This window comes from Cellulosimicrobium sp. 72-3, from assembly GCF_013127315.1.
Lineage (GTDB): Bacteria > Actinomycetota > Actinomycetes > Actinomycetales > Cellulomonadaceae > Cellulosimicrobium > Cellulosimicrobium funkei.
The window spans coordinates 2,338,705-2,358,348 of sequence record NZ_CP053419.1; the positions used below are offsets into that span (position 1 = coordinate 2,338,705).

The 19,644-nt window shown below is 75.6% G+C and carries 21 protein-coding genes; 9 read left to right on the forward strand and 12 right to left on the reverse strand.

Annotated elements, in window-relative coordinates; genetic code table 11:
- Positions 1 to 27: 27 nt before the first annotated feature.
- Positions 28 to 465, reverse strand: a complete 438-nt coding sequence (locus HKK73_RS10615; protein ID WP_043659384.1) for an SRPBCC family protein — start codon at positions 463 to 465, stop codon at positions 28 to 30.
- Between the two features lie 103 nt (positions 466 to 568).
- Between HKK73_RS10615 and HKK73_RS10620 the strand changes: the two genes are divergently transcribed.
- From HKK73_RS10620 to HKK73_RS10630, 3 genes are read left to right on the forward strand one after another with little or no spacing between them, the layout of a single operon-like run.
- Positions 569 to 1,279, forward strand: a complete 711-nt coding sequence (locus tag HKK73_RS10620) for an ANTAR domain-containing protein (protein ID WP_171467965.1) — start codon at positions 569 to 571, stop codon at positions 1,277 to 1,279.
- Complete coding sequence (locus HKK73_RS10625; RefSeq protein WP_137280600.1) at positions 1,276 to 1,758, forward strand: DUF2243 domain-containing protein; 483 nt, start codon at positions 1,276 to 1,278, stop codon at positions 1,756 to 1,758. The genes HKK73_RS10620 and HKK73_RS10625 overlap by 4 nt, the downstream gene beginning before the upstream one ends.
- A complete protein-coding gene (locus HKK73_RS10630; RefSeq protein ID WP_137280601.1) occupies positions 1,758 to 2,567 on the forward strand; it encodes a cytochrome c oxidase assembly protein in 810 nt (269 codons plus the stop codon). The genes HKK73_RS10625 and HKK73_RS10630 overlap by 1 nt, the downstream gene beginning before the upstream one ends.
- Before the next feature lie 12 nt (positions 2,568 to 2,579).
- Here the strand turns inward: HKK73_RS10630 and HKK73_RS10635 are convergent, their stop codons facing one another.
- The gene (locus tag HKK73_RS10635) at positions 2,580 to 3,014 is read right to left on the reverse strand and encodes a DUF6098 family protein (RefSeq protein ID WP_137280602.1); all 435 of its coding nucleotides are present in this window, start codon (positions 3,012 to 3,014) and stop codon (positions 2,580 to 2,582) included.
- 223 nt (positions 3,015 to 3,237) lie between these two features.
- Between HKK73_RS10635 and HKK73_RS10640 the strand changes: the two genes are divergently transcribed.
- Positions 3,238 to 3,417 carry a hypothetical protein gene (locus tag HKK73_RS10640; protein ID WP_021482207.1) on the forward strand — a complete coding sequence of 60 codons (180 nt, stop codon included), beginning with the start codon at positions 3,238 to 3,240 and terminating at the stop codon, positions 3,415 to 3,417.
- 62 nt (positions 3,418 to 3,479) lie between these two features.
- On the opposite strand, the gene HKK73_RS10645 is transcribed toward HKK73_RS10640, so the two are convergent.
- Genes HKK73_RS10645 through HKK73_RS10655 form a run of 3 tightly spaced genes read right to left on the reverse strand, consistent with a single transcriptional unit; the run spans position 3,480 to position 6,202 of the window.
- Positions 3,480 to 4,835, reverse strand: a complete 1,356-nt coding sequence (locus HKK73_RS10645) for a cytochrome P450 (RefSeq protein ID WP_212715471.1) — start codon at positions 4,833 to 4,835, stop codon at positions 3,480 to 3,482.
- Complete coding sequence (locus tag HKK73_RS10650; RefSeq protein ID WP_021483047.1) at positions 4,832 to 5,305, reverse strand: DUF4383 domain-containing protein; 474 nt, start codon at positions 5,303 to 5,305, stop codon at positions 4,832 to 4,834. Before HKK73_RS10650 ends, HKK73_RS10645 begins: the two co-directional genes overlap by 4 nt.
- Before the next feature lie 15 nt (positions 5,306 to 5,320).
- Positions 5,321 to 6,202, reverse strand: coding sequence for a manganese catalase family protein (locus HKK73_RS10655; RefSeq protein ID WP_034653658.1), 882 nt, complete (start codon positions 6,200 to 6,202; stop codon positions 5,321 to 5,323).
- Positions 6,203 to 6,586: 384 nt separating this feature from the next.
- On the opposite strand from HKK73_RS10655, the gene HKK73_RS10660 reads away from it, so the two are divergent.
- Both HKK73_RS10660 and HKK73_RS10665 read left to right on the forward strand, forming a co-directional pair.
- Complete coding sequence (locus tag HKK73_RS10660; RefSeq protein WP_051876724.1) at positions 6,587 to 7,183, forward strand: DUF2231 domain-containing protein; 597 nt, start codon at positions 6,587 to 6,589, stop codon at positions 7,181 to 7,183.
- Positions 7,180 to 8,022: an SDR family oxidoreductase gene (locus HKK73_RS10665; RefSeq protein WP_137280603.1), complete on the forward strand. Its 843-nt coding sequence runs from the start codon at positions 7,180 to 7,182 to the stop codon at positions 8,020 to 8,022. Before HKK73_RS10660 ends, HKK73_RS10665 begins: the two co-directional genes overlap by 4 nt.
- On the opposite strand, the gene HKK73_RS10670 is transcribed toward HKK73_RS10665, so the two are convergent.
- From HKK73_RS10670 to HKK73_RS10685, 4 genes are all read right to left on the reverse strand, one after another.
- A complete protein-coding gene (locus HKK73_RS10670) occupies positions 7,956 to 8,249 on the reverse strand; it encodes a CDGSH iron-sulfur domain-containing protein (protein ID WP_051028329.1) in 294 nt (97 codons plus the stop codon). The two genes, HKK73_RS10665 and HKK73_RS10670, sit on opposite strands and share 67 nt — an antisense overlap.
- Entirely contained in the window at positions 8,246 to 9,250 is a 1,005-nt protein-coding gene (locus tag HKK73_RS10675) for a glycosyltransferase (RefSeq protein ID WP_171467966.1), read from the reverse strand. Before HKK73_RS10675 ends, HKK73_RS10670 begins: the two co-directional genes overlap by 4 nt.
- Positions 9,243 to 10,445, reverse strand: coding sequence for an iron-containing redox enzyme family protein (locus HKK73_RS10680; RefSeq protein WP_137280605.1), 1,203 nt, complete (start codon positions 10,443 to 10,445; stop codon positions 9,243 to 9,245). Before HKK73_RS10680 ends, HKK73_RS10675 begins: the two co-directional genes overlap by 8 nt.
- A gap of 116 nt (positions 10,446 to 10,561) precedes the next feature.
- Positions 10,562 to 10,819, reverse strand: coding sequence for an acyl carrier protein (locus HKK73_RS10685; RefSeq protein WP_171467967.1), 258 nt, complete (start codon positions 10,817 to 10,819; stop codon positions 10,562 to 10,564).
- A gap of 271 nt (positions 10,820 to 11,090) precedes the next feature.
- Between HKK73_RS10685 and HKK73_RS10690 the strand changes: the two genes are divergently transcribed.
- From HKK73_RS10690 to HKK73_RS10700, 3 genes are read left to right on the forward strand one after another with little or no spacing between them, the layout of a single operon-like run.
- Entirely contained in the window at positions 11,091 to 12,008 is a 918-nt protein-coding gene (locus HKK73_RS10690; protein ID WP_051028327.1) for a hypothetical protein, read from the forward strand.
- Complete coding sequence (locus HKK73_RS10695) at positions 11,992 to 12,498, forward strand: phage holin family protein (RefSeq protein WP_081600158.1); 507 nt, start codon at positions 11,992 to 11,994, stop codon at positions 12,496 to 12,498. Before HKK73_RS10690 ends, HKK73_RS10695 begins: the two co-directional genes overlap by 17 nt.
- On the forward strand, positions 12,495 to 13,118 hold the full coding sequence (locus HKK73_RS10700) for a DUF3618 domain-containing protein (RefSeq protein ID WP_034654612.1): 624 nt from the start codon (positions 12,495 to 12,497) through the stop codon (positions 13,116 to 13,118). Before HKK73_RS10695 ends, HKK73_RS10700 begins: the two co-directional genes overlap by 4 nt.
- 147 nt (positions 13,119 to 13,265) lie before the next feature.
- Here the strand turns inward: HKK73_RS10700 and HKK73_RS10705 are convergent, their stop codons facing one another.
- The 3 genes from HKK73_RS10705 to HKK73_RS10715 form a co-directional block, all read right to left on the reverse strand.
- Positions 13,266 to 17,051 carry a PQQ-dependent sugar dehydrogenase gene (locus HKK73_RS10705; protein WP_171467968.1) on the reverse strand — a complete coding sequence of 1,262 codons (3,786 nt, stop codon included), beginning with the start codon at positions 17,049 to 17,051 and terminating at the stop codon, positions 13,266 to 13,268.
- 314 nt (positions 17,052 to 17,365) lie between these two features.
- Positions 17,366 to 18,163 (reverse strand): MBL fold metallo-hydrolase, encoded by a 798-nt coding sequence (locus HKK73_RS10710; RefSeq protein WP_114553335.1) that lies wholly within the window; start codon positions 18,161 to 18,163, stop codon positions 17,366 to 17,368.
- A complete protein-coding gene (locus HKK73_RS10715) occupies positions 18,160 to 19,596 on the reverse strand; it encodes an aldehyde dehydrogenase (RefSeq protein ID WP_171467969.1) in 1,437 nt (478 codons plus the stop codon). The genes HKK73_RS10710 and HKK73_RS10715 overlap by 4 nt, the downstream gene beginning before the upstream one ends.
- Positions 19,597 to 19,644: the final 48 nt, after the last annotated feature.

Here is a 19,644-nt window from a genome sequence, read left to right on the forward strand (position 1 = left end):
GGGCGCCCCGGGCACGGTGCTCCCGCGCTACGGGGTCCGGCGCTCCGCGAGGTACGCGAGCCGGCGCAGGGCCTCGACGTTCCGGGGGCCGATCACCGCGCTCCGCACCGGCCGGGGCACGAGCGTGCCCGGACCCTTCTCGGCGTCCTCCGTGATCCGCACGGTGCAGCCCTGCTCCGTCGGTCGCACCTCGATCCGCACGCGCGCCTCGCCCGCGGGCCAGCCGCGCGCCTGGAGGTCGATCCCCCGGTCCGGGTCCCAGGCGCGCACGACCGTCTCGTCGTCGAGCAACGCGGGCCACAGCCCGACCGAGTGCAGGATCCGCGACCCGGGCGCGGGCCACGTGTCGTCGACGGCACGGATGCGTGCCGTCCCGACGACCCACGTCGAGTACGACCAGCCGTCCGCGAGGACGCCGAGCACCGCGTCGGAGGGGCATCGCACGGCCCGAGTGACGGTCACCATGAGGCGACGCTAGTCGCGCGCCCCGCACCGGCAACCGCTCGCGCACCCCGGCGCGAGTGCGCGCGAGCGGGAGGCACCCGCCGTAGCGTGAGGACCTGCCCGCGTGGGCGCGGGCGCCGACCTCCAGGAGGGCACGATGGGCATCGCCAGCTTCCCGCAGGAGCTCGCGGACCGGGCCGCGACGATCCTCGGCCACGGCCTCGAGGTCAGCGTGACGATGCGCCAGGCCGGCGTGAGCGTGCGCGCGGGCAGCAGCACCGACGCCGCGGCGCGCTGCGACCAGGCCGAGGCGCTCGACGACGCCGGCCCCTGCATCGACGCGATGGACGACGGCGGCTCCCGGCTCGTGCCGTCCGTCGAGGAGTCGGTCGGCTGGGAGCTCTGGGCACGACAGTGCGCCGAGGAGGGCTTCGTCTCCTCGGTCGCCGTCCCCGCGATCGTCACCGCGGACGTCGCCGTCGCGCTCAACCTGTACTCGCGCGCACCCGACCCGTGGACGCCGGAGCTCCTGACCGCCGCCGACGCGTACGCCCAGCTCGTGGCGTCCGCGGTCGGGCTGCGGCTCGAGCTGGCGGTGCTCGAGGACTCGACCGCGGGCTTCTACCGGGACATGTCCGACGCCGTCGCCACGGAGCGCGCCGTCGGCGCGATCATGCAGACGAACCAGTGCTCCGCCGACGTGGCCCGCCGCATCATCGACTCGGCGTCCCGGCACCGGAACGTGAGCCCGCGCGAGGTCGCCGAGTCCCTCCTTCGCGCGCTCGTCGTCGAGGACGCCCCGGACCCCGCCGACGACGACCCGGGCCGCTCGTGAACGGCCCGGCCGACGCGGCGCGCGCGCACGACCGCCGGACCGTCCTGTCGGTCGTCCTGTTCGGTGCCGGGATCGCGGCGTCGATCATCGACCTGTTCGTGTTCCACCTGGGCCTGCAGTGGCACCACTTCTACGACCTGTCGACGACACAGGTCGCGCTCGCCGCGGACGGCGTCTTCCACGCGGTGGGCTGGTTCGTCACCGTCTGGGGGCTGTTCCTGCTCGCCGACGTGCGCCGCCGCACGGAGGTGTCGTGGTCGCGCTGGGTCGGGGCCGTGGTCGTCGGCGTCGGGGGCTTCCAGCTCCTGGACGGCGTCCTCAACCACAAGATCCTCGGGATCCACCAGATCCGGTACGGCGTCGACCTCCTGGCGTACGACGTCGTGTGGATCGGGACGGCGGTCGTCGCGCTCGTCGTCGGGCTGGTCGTCCTGCGCCGCGCGCGGCCCGCTCGTGCCGGCGCCGCCGGGACCGCGTGATGCCCCCGCACCATCACGTCGCGACCGGCGGGCCCGCCGTGCTGACGGTCGTCGCGGTCGTCGCGCTCGCCCTGGGCGCCGCCGCCTACGCCGCCGGGCTGCGGGCGGCCCGGTCGCGCAGCCCCTGGCCCGTGCGGCGCACGCTGTCCTGGTACGCGGGGCTCGCGTGCGCGGGCGTCGCGACCGTCGGGCCGCTCGCGGAGGCGTCGCGGTCGGGCTTCACGGCCCACATGGCCGGGCACGTCCTGCTGGGCATGCTGGCGCCGCTGCTCCTCGTGCTCGCCGCGCCCGTCTCGCTGCTCCTGCGCGCGCTGCCGCCCGCCCGGGCGCGTCGCGTCAGCGCGGTGCTGCGCTCCCCCGTGCCGCGCGTCGTCGGCCACCCCGTGGTGGCCGGGCTGCTCGACGCGGGCGGGCTCTGGCTCCTGTACACGACAGGGCTCTTCCACCTCACCCACTCCTCCGCGGTCGTGGGCGTGGTGGTGCACGCGCACGTCCTGCTCGCGGGCTGGTTGTTCACCGCGTCGCTCGTCGGACCGGACCCGCACCCGTCCCGCGCGTCCTTCCGGGTGCGCGCGGGGGTGCTCGTCGCCTTCGTCGCCGCGCACTCCGTGCTCGCGAAGTGGCTCTACGCCCACCCGCCGGCGGGCGTCTCCCCCGCCGACGCGCGCACGGGCGCGCAGCTCATGTACTACGCGGGCGACGTCGTGGACGTCACGCTCATGGTGCTCCTCGTGGCCGGGTGGTACGCGGCGACGCGGCCCCGGGAGATCCCGGCCACGCGCGTGCGCACGCGACCCGGGCTCGCGTGACGGCGCCGCTCCTCACGTGCCGTCGTCGCCCGCGTCGAACGCCTCCCGGTAGAGCCGGCCCGCCTCCTCGACGACCCGCGGGTCGAGCGACGCGGCCGGCACGACGTCCACGAGGAGCGGCTCGCTGTCCGGGCCGCGCCCGGCGACCTCGCCCGTGAGGAGCCACGGGAAGCGCTCCGGCGTCATGAGGTGCGCGTACTGGCAGAGCTGGCGTGCCACCCAGTGCTCCACCGGGCGGTCCCACCACGGCTCGGGCGTCAGCGGGTTGACGCTGAGACCGGGCAGCAGGCACCCGCTCTCGTGGTCGCGGCTCACGCTCTCGGCATCCTGCTCCGGACCGCCGCTGAACCGCAAGTAGAGGGGGCGCACCACCTCCACGAGCCCGGCGACCTCCGCGAGGCTCCGCAGGCGGGGCAGCGTGTCGAGCATGCTGGGCGCGTCGGGCATCGGGACCTCCTGGACTGGCGTCGCTGCGTGCCGGCGGGGCCCCTTCTCGACTCTCCGTGACGGACGGGACCTGCCGGTCACGCCCGCCGCCCCCAGGCTACGAGCGGGTCCGCGGCCAGGCATCCCCAGCCCTGCGAGCGCCGGGAGGTCGTGCGACGGTGGCAGGACGCGCCGCCCGTCCGGGGCGCGAGACCAGCACGAGAGCCCGACCGAGGAGGCCGACATGAGCGAGAACGACGAGCGCGGCTACGACCCCGCCGAGGACCCGGACGCCGACCCGCGGTCGCTCAACCCCCGCGAGGGGCGGCAGGCGAGCGGCTCGGGGTCGGAGGACACGGACCCGGACGCCGAGCCGGGGAACGTCAACCCGCGCACCGGCGGGGAGGCGTCCGGCGACGCCTGACGCACGGCAGCACGAGGGCCCGGGTGCGGCGCACCCGGGCCCTCGTGCTGTCCGGGCGGTGCCTAGGCGGCCGCGCTCGTGGCGAGCCCGCCCTCCCGGCGGGCCGTCTCGCCGCGCAGCCCGAACCGCAGGCCGAGGTGGTCCATCGTCGGCGGGAGCGGGTCCCGGGCGAGGTAGCGGCGGCGCGCGACGGCCAGGTCGAGGCGCGCGACGCGCGCGAGCGTGTGCGACGCCAGGAGCAGCACGACGTTGCGGCCGGGGCACGACACGGGACCGCCGCTGAACGGGACGAGGCCCCAGTCGGCGTCGGCCCGGCCGTCGAGCCACGCCTCGGGCGTGAACGCGTCGGCGAACGGCAGGCGGTCCGCGTCCCGGTGGAAGAACGCGCTGAGCACGACGAACCCGGTGCCCGCCGGGAAGGTGCGCGCGCCCCAGCGCACGGGGGCCGTCGCGTCGCGCAGGATCGCGAGCGTCGTCGGCCACAGCCGGACGGACTCGAGCACGCACCCGCGGGCGTACGGGAGGACGGCCGGACCGTCCCCGGCGGTCGCCGGCTCTGCGAGCAGCCGGTCGCGCACGGCGGGCCGCGCCGCGGCGACCGCGAGCGCGCGGAACGTCGCGGCGCCTGCCGCGTCGAACGCGAAGAGCCAGTGCGGGATCTGCCGACGCACGGCGTCCGCCCCGCCGGTGTCGCGGCCGCGCGCCGCGAGGGTCCCCGGCTCGGCGACGGCGACGTGCTCGGCGATCCGCCGTTCCAGGGCGGCGCGGAGCCAGGGTCGGCGCGGCCGGAACCACGACCAGTTCCCGTCGCGCCGCAGCGCGTCGAGGATCGCGACGAGTCGCTCGTCGTCGCGCGCCGCCCGGCCGAGGACGACCGTCCGCACGGTGCGCCACCACGACGCGGCGAACGTGTCCCAGTCCAGCCGGCCCGACGCCTCGACGGTCGCGACGAGCGCGCGGGTCTCGCGCTCGACCGCGGCGACGAACGCGTCCCCGTCGCGGTGCACGGGCTCGGACATGTCGAGCACCGCCTCGTTGTACGGGCGGCGCACCAGCCGCTCCGGGAGCGGCGAGATCAGCACGCCGTCCGGCTGGAAGTGGGCGAGCGCGCCCCGCTTCTCCCAGGACGCCGGCGTGAAGGGCTCGGGCGACCCCGCCAGGATGCGCTCGACGTGCTCGGGCCGCGTGGCGAGCACGAGCCGCCGGCCCCCGAGGCGCACGACGAGCGGGGCGCCGTCGTACCGGGCACGCAGCCGCTCGAGGACCCGGCGCGACGTGCGGTCGACCTGGCGTCGCTCCGCCCAGGCGGTCGCGCGGGGACGCCGCACGATGGCGCCCTGGGCGACGAGCGGACCGAGCACGTCCCGCAGGACGCGCCCGGTCTCGCTCGCCGTCAGGTCGACCGGGGTGTCCGTCACGCGGCCGTCCTCGTGGTGGGCGTCGCGGGACCGGTCTCCCGGCGCGCCGGCCACAGCGCGATGGCGAGGCCCGCGGCCGCGCTCACCGCGTGCAGGACGTTGTCCGCACCGTTGATGTTGAGGACGTTCGCCTCCGGGTCGTTCACGACGACCAGCCCGTAGACGAACGCGGCCCCGTAGCCGATCGCGAGGATCCAGCCGTACGTCCGGGCGCTCGACGACCGGCTCCACAGCAGCACGCCGAGGAGGCCGATGACGAGGTGGACGACGTTGTGCAGCGGGTTGATCGCGAAGACCAGCAGGGTCTGCGAGTGGTCGTGCACGGTCCACCCGTCGAACCCCGTGACGGCGAACCCGACGACGCCCACCAGCAGGTAGACGATCCCGATGACGAGCGCCAGGTACTGGTGCACGCCCCGCGCCGGGCGGTCGGCCCGCGCGGCGTCCCGTGGTGCGGATGCGGCGGTCATGACGGTCGCCCCCTCTCAGTCCTTGTGCAGGGCGTCCTTGACGGCGCCCTTCGCCTTCTCGAGCGTCGAGGGCTTCCCGGTCGTGCCGTGGAAGCGCTCGTCCGGCGTCGTGGGCGGCGGCATCGGGACGCCCGCGGGCGGCTCGGCGACGTACGTGAACTCGCCCTTGCCGTCGGGGGTCGGGCCGCTCGCCCAGCGCCCCTCGGACGCGTGCTCGCCGTCGGAGAAGTTGATGTACTGGTAGGACACGTCGCGGTCCTCCTTCGACAGCGGGAACGTGCTGGGCACCGGCAGCTCCTCGACGCCCTCGTCACGCAGCTCCTGCGCCGCCGCGAGCCACTGGTTCTGGTGCATCGTGTCGCGCGCGAGCAGGAACGCCAGCAGGTCCTTCACCCCCGCGTCGTCGGTCATGTGGTAGAGCCGCGCCACCTGCACGCGGCCCTGCATCTCGGCGTTGGCGTTGGCCGTGAAGTCGGCGAGCAGGTTCCCGCTCGCGGTCACGTACCCGGCCGACCAGGGGTTGCCGTTCGAGTCGACGGGCCGTGCACCGGCCCCCGCGACGATCGCGTGCTGCGGGTCCGTGCCGCCGATGACCGCCGCCACGGTCGGGTCGTTCTGGACCGCTCCCTCGACGGCGCCGACGGGCGCCTTCTCGAGGAGCTGCGCGATCATCGTCGCGAGCATCTCGACGTGCCCGAACTCCTCGGCACCGATGCCGTAGAGCAGGTCGCGGTACTTGCCGGGGATGTGGGCGTTCCAGGACTGGAAGCCGTACTGCATGGCCACGGTGATCTCGCCGTACTGCCCGCCCAGCACCTCCTGGAGCTTGCGGGCGTAGACGGCGTCCGGGCGGTCCGGCGTGGCCTGGTGCTGGAGCTCTTGACGGTGGAAGAACATGTTCTCTCCCTCGGGAGGTCGCCTCCCCGCACGAGCGTGCGCGGAGGACCACGGCACGCGCCCCGTTCTCGACGCGTCGAGCGTCCTCCCACCCTGTGGCCGTCCGCCGCCGGTCGCATCTGGGGGCCGCCGAGACGCGACACGCCGGATTTCACCCCCGGCGGGGAACGCCGCCGCGGGAGCCGAGCCCCTAGCGTGGTGCCCGTCGCGGGGCAGCCGGTGAAGAAGACCGCCGCACGCCTGCCCCGCGGCGAACCGCCCTCGTCCGGGCCCGCCGGGACGAGGGCGACGTGCGTCCGGGCCCACGCGCGCGAGCGCACGCGAACGTGCCTACGGTCGACGCAGCTTCGAGAACGGGAGCTCGACGAGACCTGAGGAGCCACCATGCCCGACGCCCCCGGCACCGCCGTCCACGACGACTCCCCCGTCCTCCTGCGCCTCGCCCGGCGGCTCGAGGACTCCCCCGCGCTCGACGGGCTCTCCGGCACCGTGCGCGGCGTCGCGCTCGCCCTCGTCCCCTCGCACGGGCGGCTGCGCGAGGAGCTGCACGGCCGCTCGCTCGGCCACGCCCTGCACGCGACCCTCACCGACGTGCCCGTCGGTCTCTGGACGAGCGCCGCCGTGCTCGACCTCGTCGGGGGCGAGCGCAGCGCGCCCGCGGCGCAGCGTCTCGTCGGGCTCGGCGTGCTCGCGGTCGCGCCGACCGCGCTCACGGGCCTCGCCGACTACCTCGACGTCGACCGCCGCGCGCGCCGCGTCGGCGCGGTCCATGCCGCGCTCAACTCCGGCGTCTCGCTGCTCTACGGCGCGTCGTGGCTGCTGCGCCGCGGCGGCCGGCGCCGGTCGGGCGTCGCGGTGTCGCTCGTCGCCTACGGGCTCGCCGGGGCGAGCGCGTTCCTCGGCGGCCACCTGGCCCAGGCGCTGCGCGAGCCGCCCGCCGAGGTCGCGCTCGGCGACGACGACGTCCCGGACCTCCCGTGACGCCGCGTCCCCCGGCGGTCGTGCGGGACCGCGCGAACGCGCTCGTGACGGGTGCGACGAGCGGCATCGGCCGCGCGCTCGCGCACGAGCTCGCCCGGCGGGGCCACGACGTCCTGGTCGTGGCCGACCGCGACGTCGACGTCACCGTGGGCGAGCTGGCCGCGCACGGCGGGACGCACGAGGGCCTCACGGTCGACCTCACGACGCCGCGCGGCGTCGAGGCCACCGCCCGGCGGGCGCGCGAGCTCGGCGTCTCGACCGTCGTCCTCAACGCGGGCGTCGGGGTGCACGGCGCGTACGCCCGCACCCCGCTCGAGGCGCAGCTGCGGCTCGTGGACCTCAACGTGCGCTCGGTCGCGCACCTGACGCACCTGCTGCTGCCCGACCTCCTCGCCGAGGGGCACGGGCGGCTGCTCGTCACGGCGTCCGTCGCCGGCGAGATGCCGGCGCCGCACTTCGCGACCTACGCGGCGTCGAAGGCGTTCCTGCGGTCGTTCGCGTGGTCGTTGCGCGGCGAGCTCGCCGGCACGGGCGTGACGGTCACCGCGCTCCTGCCCGGGCCCACCCGGACGCCGTTCTTCCGGGAGGCCGGCATGGAGCGCACGCACGTGGGGCGCCTGCCGAAGCCGAGCGCCGCCGCCGTGGCACGGCAGGCCGTGGACGCGCTCGTCCACGGCCGGCCCGAGGTCGTCCACGGTCTCCAGGGCAAGGCCATGCTGGCGGTCGCCCGCGTCCTGCCCCAGCCGGCGCGCGCCGCGTTCCACGGCTGGTTCTACGCGCCCGTCCCGCCGTCGCTGGCGGTCCCGCGCGCCCCGTCGTCGGGCTCGCCGCTGCGGTAGCCGTTCACCTTGTGCGTCCCGTCGCACCACGGGGGGATGGCCGTGCCGCCGCAGCGGCACAGGGCGACCGTCGCGCGGTGCCGCTCGATCTCACGACCCTGCTGGTCGACGAGCCGCGCGGGACCGCGCACGAGGAGCGGCCCGTCCGGGCACGCCGTGACGGTGACCTCCTCCGCCCGCGACCCCGCCCGGGACTCCTCGCGCGACGCACCCCCGGCGCCCGTCATGCGGCCACCGCCCGCGTCGTCGCGCCGCGCAGCGCGGCCGTCGGGTGCGCGGCCCGGCGGATCCGCGTGCCGGCGTACGGCACGCCGCCGTGCGCACGGCAGGCGACCGCGACCCACACGCACACCGCCCGCTCGACCAACCACGCGGGGGCCCACAGCGCCGACGACGCGGGCCACGCCGCGGTGCCCCCAGCACGCCGTCGTCCCGCCTCGGCGAGCGCGACGGCGCCCGCGAGCAGCGCCACCAGCGTCCCCAGCCACGCCGCGCGCACCGCCCCGCGGCGCCGCACCACGCCGACGACGCACGCGGCGAGGAGCGGGGCGAGCGCGAGCTCCGCGACGAGCCGCACGGGCTGGGCGAACGAGTCGTACGCCTGGCGCACGCGCTGCTCGACGAACTTCCGCGTCGACGGCGGGCGCCGGGCCACGAGGAGGTCGGGACGGTGCGCGACCGTCCCGCCGCGGGCGCGCACGGTGCGCTCCAGCTCGAGGTTCTCGAACAGCACGCGGGCGTCGTACCCGGCGGGGCCGAGCGCGTCGCGCCGCAGCACCACCGTGCCGGCCCAGTCGTGACCGAGCGCGCGGTTCACGAGCGAGCGCGCGGTGTCCCAGCGCGCGTGCCGCGGCAGCGGGTCGAACACGTTCTGCGGCACGACGGCGTCGGCGTCGTCGAGCGCCGCGAGCGCCCGGTCGAGCGTCGCGGCGTCCCAGCGCACGTCGTCGTCCGCCACCACGACGCGCGGTGCGGTCGTCGCGGCCAGGGCGGCGAGGACGCCGACCACCTTCCCGTTGCAGCCCGGGGGCGGCGGGCCGACGGCGACGGTGCGCGCCGCGCCGCCCCACGCGGCGGCGTGGCGCTCGCGGACGGGACCGGGCGACCCGTCCGCCACGACGACCTCGACGTGGCGCGCGAGGTCGTGCAGGTACGCGGACAGCTCGGCCGTCGCCGGCTCGTCGGGCTGCTCGCGGCGCAGCGGCAGCACGTAGGTCACGTCAGCCACGCGGCGCGTCGCCCTCCTGCGCCGCGGCGGGGCCGGTGCCCGGCTGCGGCTCGACGGCGGGTGCGAGCGGCTCGCGCAGCGCCGACGCGCCCTGCTGCCAGCGCTCGAGCGCGTGGGCGGCCACGTCGCCCTCCACGGCCAGGCACGCGGCCGCGCCGAGCAGGACGTCGTCGCGCAGCGCGGGCTCCTGCTCGACGAGGCGCCCCGCGAGGTCGCGCGCCGCGATCTGCTCGTGCACCGCGTCCGCCTCGACGTGCTCGTCGAAGTACCAGGTGGTGTCCGCGTCGTGCCCGAGGCGGCGGAAGCCGTTGCCGTACAGGCGGCTCGGCACCGACGACGTCATCTCGAACGCGGCGAGGTGGCCGACGATCGCGCCCCGCAGGCGCCGGTGCAGGCCGAAGAGCGACATCGTGTTCAGGGCCGCGAGCACGACCGCGGGCACGGCGTCGACGTAGCGGCCGTACGTGTCGTCGAGCCCGACGCCGCGCATCGCCTGCGCGAACAGCTCGGCGTGCATGCGGCCGGGCCGACCGCCGCCGTACTCGTCCGCCTGGATCTCCACGAGCGCCGCCTTCGGCACGCCCGCGAGCCGCGGGACCGCCCACGTGTGCGGGTCGGCCTCCTTGAGCTGGTAGAGGGACTTCAGCGCGAGGAGCTCGCGCGCCTGCCCGGCGTCGGCGCGCTTGGCGACGTACCGCGACAGGCTCGGGCCGTCGTCGGCCGCCGCGAGCTCGAACAGCCGTCGCGCGACGCCCGCCGCGTCGGTCGCGTCGCACGCCGGCTGACCCGCGCGCTCGCGCACCGCGGCCTCGAACGGGGCCTCCAGACGTGCCCGCACAGCGAGCAGCGCCGGGTCCCACTCCCAGTCGTCGTCGACGCCCTCGACCCCGCGGTAGTGGAGCTCGTAGAGCAGGGTGAGCGTGAGCTGGACGTCCTCGTCGCGCAGGATCGTCCCGGCCGCGGCGTCGAGCGCCGGCCCGACCGCGTCCTCGACCGGGCGCAGGCGGTCGGCCGCACCGGGGGGCTCGACGAGCGCGGCGAGGAGCGCGGCGCTCAGCGGGCCCCGCGGACGGGGAAGCGGCAGGCGGCCCGACCCCGGTGCCGGCGAGGCTCCGGGCGCGGGCTCGTCCGCCGGACCGGTCGTAATCGCCGACCCGGCGGTGGGGACGTGGGCGGGGAGGGCGGTGGAGGTCATCACGGGTTCCTGACGCTCGCGCGGACGGCGCCCCTGCTCGACGCCACCGCCATGCTCCCCACGGACCGCCCGGCTCGCGAGCCGAACCGGCTCCCGAGCGGGCGGCCGACGGTGCATCAGCCCTGCTGGGAGCCCTGCGGGGACGTCGCGGACGTGCCGTCCTGGGTCACGTCGGCGAGGAAGCGGTGGCACTGCTGGGCCCGCTCGGAGTCCTCCGCCATCACCTTCTCGAAGAACGCGGCGATCTCCTCCTTGCCCGCGTTCCGGGCGTCGCGCACGTACTGGCCGTAGTCGTGCCCGGCCTTGAGCGAGTGGTACTGCACCGAGATGAGGTCGAACGTGACGTCGTCGAACCCGGTCTCTCCTGTGGCCATGGTCGAAACCTCCTGCGCCCGGGGGCGCGGTCGTGCTGCCGGGCCCGGCCCGGCGGGGGCGGCCGGCTGCTGGACCTCCTCCCACGGTCGCAAGGCCCCGCCCGCTCGCAACCTGCGGGCGACCCCTCGTTCCAGTTGTGTGCGCGCGGCCCGCGCCTAGCGTGGGAGGTGGTCCAGGAGGTGGCCGTACCGGCGGAGCGAGAGCCCGGCACGGCTACCGCTCCGTCTTCAGTCACGCCGCACGAGCGGCGACGACGACGGGAGTCCGACCATGAGCGAGACGAACGTGCCGTACGGCTCGGGACCCGGTTCGCCGGGTGTCGGGACGGCGCAGGGCACCGGGGACGGCGGCGGCGCCGCGTCCGGGGTGAAGCAGCGCGCGAGCGAGGCCGCGTCCCACGCGGGCGACGCCGGCCGCGAGGTCGCGCAGGACGCGAAGGAGAAGGCGCGCGACGTCGCGCACGAGGCCACGGACCGCGCCCGCGGCCTGGTCGACCAGACGAGGACGGAGCTCAGCGACCAGGCGCGCACGCAGCAGGAGCGCCTCGCGGGCGGGCTGCGGTCCCTCGGTGACGAGCTCCGCCAGATGGCGGACGGCACCGAGGACCCGGGCTACGCGACCGACCTCGTGCGGCGCGCCGGGGACGCCACCGGGCAGGTGGCGCAGTGGTTCGAGGACCGCGAGCCCGCGTCGGTGCTGCACGAGGTCGAGGACTTCGCGCGGCGCCGTCCGGGGACGTTCCTCCTCCTCGCCGCCGGCGCCGGCCTGCTGGTCGGGCGCCTCGTGCGCGGGATGAAGGACGCGCCGGACACCGGCTCCGACCGCGCGCAGAGCGGCGGTACCGGGTCGACGTCGTCCGCGACGCGCGGTGCGCACGCCGCACCGCTCGGCACCACCACGGGCACGGGCACGACCACCGGCTCGACGACCGGGAGCACCGGGACGGTCGGCGGGACCGGCACGCCCGGGACCACCGGCGTGCCGGGCACGACCGGCGGCACGGGCACGACGGGCGCGCCGGACATCGGCACGGCGGGCGCGTACCCGGGCCTCGCGAACGACCGCCTGGCGCACGACCCCGACGTCGCGACGTCGGCCGAGGGCGCTCCCCCGGCGCCGTCGTACCCGCCCACGACGCCCGGCTCGGGCGCCCGGCCGGGAGGTGGCCCCGATGTCGTACACCCCTGACCCGTTCGCCGCGGCGGGCACCGGCCGACACACGACGGGCAGCGGCCCCGACCCGGGTCTCGCGGCCACGCCGCAGCCCGTGCCGACGTCGGCGGACCAGCAGGCCGAGCAGCAGAGCCTCGGCGAGCTCGTCGCCGAGGTGAGCCGCGACCTGTCGACCCTCATGCGCCAGGAGGTCGAGCTCGCCAAGGCGGAGGCCAAGCAGTCCGCGCAGCGCGCCGGGAAGGGCGCCGGGATGCTCGCCGGCGCCGGGGTGGCGGGCCACATGGTCCTGCTGTTCCTCTCCGTGGCGCTGTGGTGGGCGCTCGGCGCCGTCATGGGCCGGGGCTGGTCGGCCGTCGTCGTCGCGGTGCTCTGGGCGATCGTCGCCGCGGTGCTCGCGGCGCGCGGACGCAAGGAGCTGCGCACGGTCGAGGGCATGCCCGAGACCACGGACACCCTCAAGAAGATCCCGAACGCCGTCCGAGGACACGAGGAGAAGAACTCATGAGCACCAGCGATCCGGAGGAGATCCGGGCGGACATCGAGCGCACGCGGACCGAGCTGAGCCGCGACGTCGACGCCCTCGGGGAGAAGGTCAAGCCCGGCAACGTGGCGCGCCGCCAGGTGGACCGCGTGCGGTCGGGCGTGACGAGCGTCAAGGACCGCGTCATGGGCAGCGCGCACGACACGGTCGGCTCGGCCCGGGACACGTCGCACGGCGTCGCCGAGCGCGGGCGCGAGGCGGCCTCGTCGGTCGCCGACTCGGCGCGCAGCACGGCGTCCTCGGTCGCCGACACCGTGGGCTCCGCCCCGCGGGCGGTGCGCGAGCAGACGCAGGGCAACCCGCTCGCCGTCGGCCTCGTGGCCTTCGGCGTGGGCCTCGTCGTCGCCTCCCTCCTCCCGTCGAGCCGCGCCGAGCAGCGCGCCGCCGTCGGGGTCAAGGAGAAGGCGGCCCCGCTCGTCGAGGACGTGAAGTCCACGGCGCAGGAGGTCGTGCAGGACCTCAAGGAGCCCGCGAAGGAGGGCGCCGAGGCCGTCCGCGACGCCGCGAAGGACGCCGCGCAGTCCGTGGGGCAGCACGGCAAAGAGGCCGCGGCGGACGTCCGCGACCAGGTGAAGGAGGGCTGACAGGCCCGCACGACGGCGGCCCGGGTGACGCGAGCGTCACCCGGGCCGCCGTGCGTCCGGAGCGGGTCGGTGCCCGGACGCGCGAGCGCCGGGTGAGGCGGCGTCGGACGTCCGCCTCACCCGGCGCTCCTGCGCGTCAGGCCGGTGTCAGCCGCACGACAGCGCGTCGTGCTCGGCCGTGACCGTGGCCGTCCTCCCCTCGGCGTCGGTGGCGGTGACCGTGACGGAGCCGGCCTCGACCTCGCCGGAGCGGACCGCGAACGACTGGTAGGCGTTCGCGCCCGGGGCGACGTTCTCGACCGTCTTCGTGCCGTACGGCGTCTCGAGTGTCACCGTGAGCGGCACGTCGTCCTCGTTGAGGGCACGGACCGCGACGTAGGTCTTGCCCGCGAGGCAGCGCGCCTGCGCGGTCGCCGTGACGTCGGGCCCGGCCTCGCCCGCGGGGACGCCGGTGAGGTACTCGAAGCCGTGGGCCGCGAAGTCCTCGCCGTCGGGCGCCTGGTCCCACTCGAGGACGTAGTACGCGACGCCGGCCTCCTGCGCCGCCGTGAGGATCTCCTGGAGCGGCACCTCGCCCTCGCCCAGGTTGGTGAACGACGGGCGGCCGCCCGCGTTCAGACCCGTGGCGTCCTTGACGTGGAGCAGCTCGATCCGGTCGCCGTACTGCTCGATGAGCGCCGGGACGTCGACGCCCGCGTGGGCGGCCCACGCGACGTCGAGCTGGAACGTCACGTACTCGGGGTTCGTCTCGCGGACCAGGATCTCCCAGGCCGAGAGCGTCTCCCCCTCGTGCTCGTACGTCGTGCGGAACTCGCCGTCGTGGTTGTGGCCGAAGAACTTCGTGAAGCCGGCGTCGACCGCCCGCTCCCCGAGCCGGTTCATGGCCTCGGCCGTCGCGAGCGTGTTCTCGTAGGTACCGATCCCCGGTGCGGGCCAGCCGCCCGAGCCGACGTACTCCTGGCCGAGCGTCCCCACGTAGTCCAGGGTCGCGTCGAACGTGGCCTCGTCGACGTTGTAGTGCGACGACTTCACGCTCAGGCCGTAGGAGTCGGCCAGCGCACGGAACTCCTCGGCGGTGTAGCCGGAGAAGTTGCCGCCGAAGGGCTCGATGTTCTTGAAGCCGATCTCCGACAGGCGCTCGAGGACGGCCGGGAGGCCCGCCTCGTTGACCCACGGGATGAGCGAGAACATCTGGATGGACACCTGCTCGGCCGGCACGACGACCGGCTCGGTGCTGCCCTCGCCCACGGCGAACGTCACCGCGTCGACGTCCACGCCGCCGGTGGTCGTCACGACGACCGAGCCGGTGCCCTCGGGCACGCTGCTCAGCGTCTGCGTGACGTCCTGCCAGCCCTCGCCCGTGAAGGCGAAGTCGGCCAGCGGCTCGGAGGACTCGGCCCCCGCACCCTGCCAGCTCAGCGTGACGGTGCCCTCGCCGCTGCCGCGGACGGTGACCTCGTCGACGGCCTCGCCCGTCGGGGCGTGGACGAGCGCGAGCGGCCGGTAGGTGAACGAGTCGCCCTCGTCGAACGAGGTGACGTAGCGGCCGGCGTTCGCCGCCGGGTCCTCGACGACCTCGACGCCCTCGGCCGCGTCGTACCACTCGGCCTGCTGCGCCTGCGGCTTGAGGATGTGCGTGGCCTCGCCGGTGATGGCGGGGACGTCACCCTGGGCCTTGTCCGTGTACGTCACGACGAGCGTGCCGAAGATCTTCTCGCCCTCGCCGTGCTCGACGGCGTCGGGGCTCGTCTGGATCGTGAAGCCGCAGCCGTCCTCGGTGACCGCGGCGCGCCCGCTCACCTCGGGGTGGGCGTGCTCGTTGTGGCCGAGACCGAACGTGTACTGGATGTTGGTGCACACCGGCTCGTCGCCGTCCTCGGCGTCGTGCACCGAGACGGTGTACGGGACGGCGTCGCCCCAGTCGAAGACCGCGCCGTCCGGCTGGCTCAGCGTGATCTCCGGGGCGGTGTTGCCGACGGTGACCTGCTGGATCGCGAGGCCGAAGTTGCCCTCCGGGTCCGTGACGCGCAGCTGCACGGCGAACCGGCCGCGCTCGGTGAACGTGTGCGTCACCGTCTCGCCCTGGGCGTCGTACTCGCCGTCGGCGTCGAAGTCCCAGTCGAAGGTCAGGCCCTCGTTCGGGGTCTCGGCGTCCGTCGTCGCCGAGGCGTCGAACGTCACCTCGAGCGGCGCGTCGCTGCCCGACACCGGGGTGGCCGAGATCGCCGCGCGCGGGGTCTTGTTCTCCGACCCGTAGGTGATGCGGTACAGCCCGGCGTCCGGGTTCTGGCGGAAGAAGCCGTCCCCGTACTCCAGGACGTACATGGACCCGTCCGGACCGAACTCCATGTCCATGACGTTGTCCCAGATCGGCTGGTTCACCGTCTCCAGGTGCGCGTTGGGCAGGAAGTCCTCGACCGCGGTGACCTCACCGGCCGACGAGAGCTCGTCGAGCGTGAACGCGACGACGTAGTCCTGGGAGAACTCCGCCATGAACGGCTTGCCGTCCCAGTACGCGGGGAACTTGCCCGGCGCGTCGGGGTAGTCGGCGGAGCGGAAGATCGGGCCGCCCATGGGCGCCTGGCCGCCGCCGCCCAGCTCGACCAGCGGGTCGAGCAGCTCCGGCTGGTCGCCGGGGCGGTCGCCGTAGTAGACCTGCGGCGCCGTGGCCGGCGGGACGACGTCCAGACCGGTGTTCCACGTGGAGTTGTTCTTCGCGCCGGCCTCGCAGTCGAACCACTCGCCGGGCGTGCCCGTCGCGAAGTCCCACTCGTTGTAGTTCGCGTTGGGGCCGTGGCAGTAGGGCCAGCCACCGTTCATCGGCTCGGTCGTGAGCTGCCACTCGACGTAGCCCATGGGGCCGCGGTCGGGGTTGGCGTTCGCCGCGTCGGGGCCGTAGTCGCCCCAGACGAGCGCGCCGGACTCGAGGTCGTAGTCGATCCGGAAGGGGTTGCGCACCCCCATCACGTAGATCTCCTCGCGCACCAGGTCCTCGGAGCCCTCGTACTGCGGGTCGTCGAAGAGGTTGCCCTCGGGGATCGTGTACGTGGTGCCCGGTCCGACCTCGGTGCCGGGGGCGATGTCCTCGATCGGGTTGATCCGCAGGATCGCGCCGCGCAGGTCGTTCGTGTTGCCCGCGCTGCGGCGGTCGTCGAACCCGGGGTTCATGCCGGGCGCGTTGTTGTTCGGGGCGTACCCGTCGGCGCCGGGGGCACCGGCCGGGGTGTTGTCGCCCGTGGACAGGAAGAGGTTGCCCTCCGCGTCCCACGCCATGTCGGCGCCGACGTGGCAGCACTGGCCGCGCTGCGCGTCGACCTTGAGGATCGCGCGCTCGCTGTCCAGGTCGAGCGTGCTGCTCTCGGCGTCCCACGTGAACCGCGAGAGCTGGTTGTAGCCCAGCCACCGGTCCCAGTAGCTCTCGTCCTCGCCCGCGGGGAGCGAGTTCGGCGCGCTGCCCTGCGGCGTCGTCTCGGGGTACTCGACCCCGGTGGGCGAGGTGCCCTCCATGACGCGGGGCGCGTACACGAGGTAGACGAACCCGTTCTCCTCGAAGTCCGGGTCCAGGGAGATGCCCTGCAGCCCGTCCTCGGAGTTGGCGTAGACGTCGAGCTTCGCGATCTGCGTCGTCCGCCCGGTCGCGGTGTCGGTGAGACGGACGACGCCGTCGCGCGCGGTGTGCAGGACCCGCGAGTCGGGCAGCACGGCGAGGTCGATCGGCTCACCGGTGTCCTTGCTCAGCAGGACCTTCTCGTAGTTGTTCCAGTCGAGTGCCGCGTCGTCCTGCGCGGCTTCGGCGGCGGTCTCGCTCTCGTCTCCGCCGTGGCCGGGGTGCGCGCTCGCCCCGCTCATCGCGAGCGGGACGAGCAACGCGGCGGACAGCGCCGCCGCGGCACCTCGGGCGAGCCTGCGTCGGCTCGTGGATGGTCTGTGCACAACGTCCTCCTTGACGTGGATCGAGGAGCCCGTGGTCCCCGACCAGCAGCGCGGCACCTGTGCTCGGTGCCGCTGCTCGACGATCGCCGCTGATCGGTCGACCCGGATGGGTGGACGGCCCCGGGGACCGGGGCCTGCGCGGCGCCGTCCTGGCCCCGCGCTGCGTTCGACCCTAAGCGCGACTTTCGCTGATGCCAAGTCAGAAGTTGAAATACTGAGACGAAAAGTTGGGCCGGACCCCTCACGAAAACCGACCACAAGGTCGATGTTCCTGGCGGGTCGCCGGGCGGGCCCCCACGGTGGGCATCCGCCCGTCAGTCGACCCGCAGGTCGACCGTCGCGCCCCGCGCCACGGGCCGGATCTCGACCCCGGGCAGCTCCGGCGACCGCGCGAGGAAGTCGCGCAGCGGGCTGCGGAACACGCCGTAGTCGTCGTGGTGGATCGGGACGACGAGCGGCACGCCGACGCGCCGCACGAGGTCCGCCCCCTGCACGTCGTCCATGGTCACGGTCCGGCCGAGGATGCGCGTCCCGCCCAGGTGCGCGACCACCGAGTCGAGGTGCGGGAACGCGTCCGCGACGACGTCCACGTGGTCGCCCGTGAGCGTGTCGCCCGTGACGTAGACCTGGGTCTGGCGGTCGCCCTCCACGCGGTGCGTGTAGACGGTGCCCATGACCTCCGGCAACAACGAGCGCATGACGCCGCGCGCGTGGATCGCCGGGACCGACTCCACGTCGAGCGTCTCCTTCCCCGAGCGGAACGTCTCGATCGTGCCGGTCGGCATGCCGACCGTCGCGAAGTGGTACCGCGCCAGGCGCCGCGCCGCGGACGGCGTGGTGAGGAGCGGCACCTGCCGCGTCAGGCCGCGCCGCGCGACCCGGTCGAAGTGGTCCCCGTGCAGGTGGGACAGGACGATCGCGTCGAGCGGCGGGAGGCCCGTCGGCCCGAGCGCGGGCTGGGTGCGGCGCCGCGACGCGAGGCCCTTGCCGAGGTAGGCCCACTGGCCGCGGTGCAGGAAGTTCGGGTCGGTGAGCACGGTGAAGCGCCCGAACCGCAGGAGCGCCGTCGCCGTCCCGCCGAACGTGAGCGTCGCGCTCGCGCGGCGGCTCACGGCTCCCCCAGCGCTTCGAGGTGGACGGCCTTGCGCACGGTCATCTCGTCGAGCAGGTCCGGCCCGTACCCGGCCCCGCCGCCGCTGCCGCGCCGCGGGTCGGCGGAGCCGCCCGGCGCGCCCCCGAACACCGCGTTCACCTTGACCGTGCCGACGTCGAGCACGTCCGCCGCGCGCAGCGCGTGGGCGAGCGACGGCGTGAGCACGGTCGCCGCGAGCCCGTACGCCGACGCGGACGCACGGCGCAGTCCCTCGTCGAAGTCGGCGACGCGCACGACCGGCGCCACGGGGCCGAACGTCTCCGTCGTGAGCAGGTCCACGTCGTCCGGGCACCGGTCGAGCACGGTGGGCGCGTAGTACGACCCGGCCCGGTCGAGCCGCCGGCCGCCCGTCACGACCTCGGCCCCCGCCGCGAGCGCCCCCTGCACGTGCTCCTCGACGACGGCGAGCTGCGCGTCGTCGACGAGCGGTCCCATGGTCGTCGCGTCGTCGGCCGGGTCGCCCACCACGACCGCGTCCGCGAGACGCGCGAGCTCGGCGACGACCGCGTCCGCGACCTCCTCGACCACGTACGCCCGCTCGACGGCGGTGCACAGCTGGCCGCCGTTGGTGAACGCGCCGGTCGCGATCTGTCGCGCGGCGAGCACCGGGTCGACGCCCGCGTCCACGACGAGCGGGTCCTTGCCGCCGTTCTCGAGCAGCACCTTCGCCCCGCGCGCGCCCGCGGCGGCGGCGATGCGCCGGCCCGCGGCCGTGGAGCCGACGTGCGCGACCAGGGCGACGTCGTCGTGCGCGACGACGGCCGCGCCCGTCCCGCCGTCGCCGCTGACGACGCGCAGGACGTCCGGCGGGAGCGCGCCCGCCACGATCTCGGCGAGGCGCACGCCGGGTGCGTCGCTGCGCTCGGACGGCTTGTGCACCACGGTGTTGCCGGTCACGAGCGCCGCGGCGAGCAGCCCGGCGGCCGCCGGGTAGGGGTCGTTCCACGGCGTGATCACCGCGACGACGCCGCGCGGCTCCCGCCGCACGACGTCCAGCGCGGCGGGGTCGCCCGCGAGCACCCTGCCCGCCCGGCCGAGGCCTGCCACGGCGGCCTCGTCGAGCAGGTCGGCGGCGACCTCGGCCGACCCGCGCGCCTCGGCCCGCAGCCGTCCGGTCGTCGTGCACAGGAGGTCGCCGAGCTCGTCGACGGCGGCGCGCACGGCGCGGGCGGCGGCGCGCAGGGCACCGGCCCGCTCCCCCGGCGGGGTCGCGCGCCACGCGGGCCAGGCGGCCGCGGCGGCGCGCACGGCGGCGTCGACCTCGTCGGCGCCCGCGCAGCGGACCGGGGCGGCGGGCCGACCCGTGGCCGGGTCGGTCCGGTCGAGTCGGCGCTCGCCCGCGGCCGGCGCGGCCGGGTCGGGGTGGGTGGTGGGTGCGGTGGTCGTGGTCATGCAGGCCTCCCGGGAATCACACGAAGAGAACTACCCATAGGTGCGACG